The sequence below is a fragment of the Pontibacterium sp. genome (assembly GCF_041587635.1).
GTDB lineage: Bacteria > Pseudomonadota > Gammaproteobacteria > Pseudomonadales > Balneatricaceae > Pontibacterium.
On sequence record NZ_JBFGYC010000516.1, the window covers coordinates 1 to 2,878 of the forward strand.

The 2,878-nt window shown below is 50.1% G+C and carries 1 protein-coding gene and 1 other RNA gene; one reads left to right on the forward strand and one right to left on the reverse strand.

Features of this window, described 5'->3' with window-relative positions; translation table 11 throughout:
• Positions 1–14: 14 nt before the first annotated feature.
• Positions 15–131: non-coding RNA, RtT sRNA (locus ABYW01_RS18320), on the forward strand.
• A 777-nt stretch (positions 132–908) separates the two neighbouring features.
• Here ABYW01_RS18320 and ABYW01_RS18325 read toward each other — a convergent pair.
• Positions 909–2,471 carry a BCCT family transporter gene (locus ABYW01_RS18325; protein ID WP_372835626.1) on the reverse strand — a complete coding sequence of 521 codons (1,563 nt, stop codon included), beginning with the start codon at positions 2,469–2,471 and terminating at the stop codon, positions 909–911.
• Positions 2,472–2,878 lie beyond the last annotated feature (407 nt).

Below are 2,878 nucleotides of genomic sequence, written 5' to 3' on the forward strand. Positions count from 1 at the left end.
GGCTTTTTTGTATCTGCAGTATTTGAATGGGAGGGTGAGAACCCTCGTGGTTCGAGTCGAGCGAAGCGAGACAACAGCGGAGCTTGCGACGCTGGCCCCGGAGGGGCGAAGTAATCCCTCCCTCACCGCCATCTAATTCAAAACAAAAAAGCCCTGGTTTAGCGACCGGGGCTTTTTTGTATCTGCGGTATTCCGACGTCTATAAATGCCTGGCTCTACGAGCTGAACTCAGCACCTGCGAGCACATGCTCAAAGGCCTCACGTTCATGTATTTCTTTCCCATAGTCCGTATCCATACAGAGTGTCATTCCACATTTATCACAACTGTAGACCGTATGATCACCGATGTGTGCAATCTTGTGGAGTGAGGGGGTTGGGGCGGCATCTGCAGCTGGAGTCAGGCAACAAATACAGTAATCCTTGCGTTCCGACATATGGCGAGTCCTTCGTTAAGTGCTTTACGAGTCGAACAATCATCCAGTTTGGATAACCCTTCGTGTTCCTTGAACGGTTGGACAGCATTTCTCAACTTAGGGCTTAAAGAGGCGTATACCGACAGGTTGTGTATGTTGAATACGGAGAGCCTTCGTATTAATCGCGGCATTCGTTACACCTATTGTTGAACACAACTAAGATGTATACATCTGTATATAAAGTAGCTGTGGTTTCCCTGTGCGAATATAGGATAAATTCCTAATTTTTGTTGTGAGGCGCCGGAGAGTTTGGGCGAGGATAGACATTGGAAACGGTGGCTACCAAAGTTATCGGACGGTATGTGTAGTGCGAAGAGCTTGAGAGGCTTGGATAAGGAGCATGATTGGCGCTGGCTTCGGTATCGGTTTACCTCAGTGTGTGGATGGAAAGAAGCCCAGTTACTGACTGAGCTTCTTCAGGTCACCGCAAGCAGTTTAAACCCGTTCGTGCTTCAGCCCCTTATACAAACTAAAACACATCACCAGCAGCACGATACAGAATGGGAAGCCGGTTGATACGGTCGCAGCCTGAAGAGAGCCAAGCCCGCCACCCAATAGCAGTGCTATTGCCACCATACCCTCGAAAGTGCACCAGAAAACACGCTGTGGCACTGGTGGATTGAGAATACCGCCAGCGGTAATGGTATCGATAACCAATGAGCCGCTATCCGAGGATGTAACAAAGAAGATAACGATCAGGATCAGTGACACCAGAGACATCAAGTAGCTCATGGGCAAGTTATCGAGCAAACGGTACAGGGCCAGCTCGGGTGTCCAGTTTTGTACGGTTTCACGTACACCATCGTATCCACTGGCCATCTGCTCAATCGCGGTGCCACCAAAGACGGTCATCCAGAGCAGGCAGAATAGGGTGGGTACGATCAGTACACAGACCATAAATTCGCGGATGGTGCGGCCTTTACTGACACGGGCGATAAACATACCCACAAACGGAGACCAGGCGATCCACCATGCCCAATAGAAGGTGGTCCAGCCATGGAAGAAGGCAGTATCTTCGCGGCCAATCGGGTTGGATAACGGGATGCTATAGGTCACATAGTCTTTCAGGCCAATGACGAAACCGCTGATCAGATCCAGTGTCGGACCGCTGAAAAATACAAACAGCAGCAGCAATACAGCCATGACCATATTGATCTCGCTTAGGCGCTTTACACCTGCATCCAGCCCAGCAACCACGGAGCCGACTGCGATTGCGGTGATACCAATGATCAGGATAACTTTCACCACGTCCGTGGGGGCAATGCCAAACAGCTCGTTCAGCCCTGCTGCCACTTGTTCTGCACCGTATCCCAGCGAGGTCGCCAGACCAAAAATGGTGGCAAACACGGCCAGTATATCGATCAGATGACCCGGCAGGCCCCATACCCGATCACCCAAAAGTGGGTAAAAGGCAGAGCGCAGGGTTAATGGCAGTCCGTGATTGAAGGTGAAATACGCCAGTGCCAAGCCGACGACAGCGTATACGGCCCAGGCGCTCATACCCCAATGGAAGGCGGAGGCTGCAATCCCTAGTCGGGCGGCTTCTGCGCTTTCTGGGGTTATGCCTAATGGAGGGCTTAACATGTGGTTGACCGGTTCCAGTACGCCAAAGAACATCAGGCCGATGCCGATACCCGCTGAAAACAACATGGCTAACCAGCCGGGATAACTGAACTCCGGTTTCGCATCGGGTCCGCCGATACGAACACGCCCTGTTCTGGAAAAGGCGATGTACAGGCAAAACAGCACAAAGAAGTTAACGCTGATGACAAAGAACCAATCCAGCTGAGTCGTGAGCCAAGGGCGTAACTCGTTGAAAAGGGTTGCAGATTGTTCTTGAAACAACAGGGTCAGCGCAACAAAAACAACAATGCAGACGGCGGAGATAGGGAAAACCAAGTTATGAATATCAAGCCCGAACGGCTGTATGTTGTCCTGGCCAACTTGATAGTCAGTGGTTGTCGAGAGCGGAGCCGGTCGCTTACCTGTCGATCTCATTGTGGTTTAACCCCCTGATTGCTTTAGACTTTTAGTATACGTCGAGTTGGGCATTATCTCGAATCGGGTTCAGCACAGGTTGTACTGGGTTAGCGTAGCCTAATGTTGCCTGGGGTGCAGGTTGGGTCTGTTAACAGAGGTGTAAGGGTGAGCGCTATCGCTGCGAAGTATGTTGCGTCATCGTAGGGAGCCATTTTCAGAAACTATTATTTTCAGGTATATCGGCGTCGCTTTCAGATAATCTTCTTCTGTGTCCTTGCGTTAATCTGTTTTTAGTCAAAGTTAAGCATCACTCTGAATCAGGGGAGTTTGATTCTTACGATGTTTATAAAGACTTTGACCGAATGATGGATTATTCACGCTCTACCGTTGTTGGTAACGTGCATTCTATTGGAATGCCTTGTCCC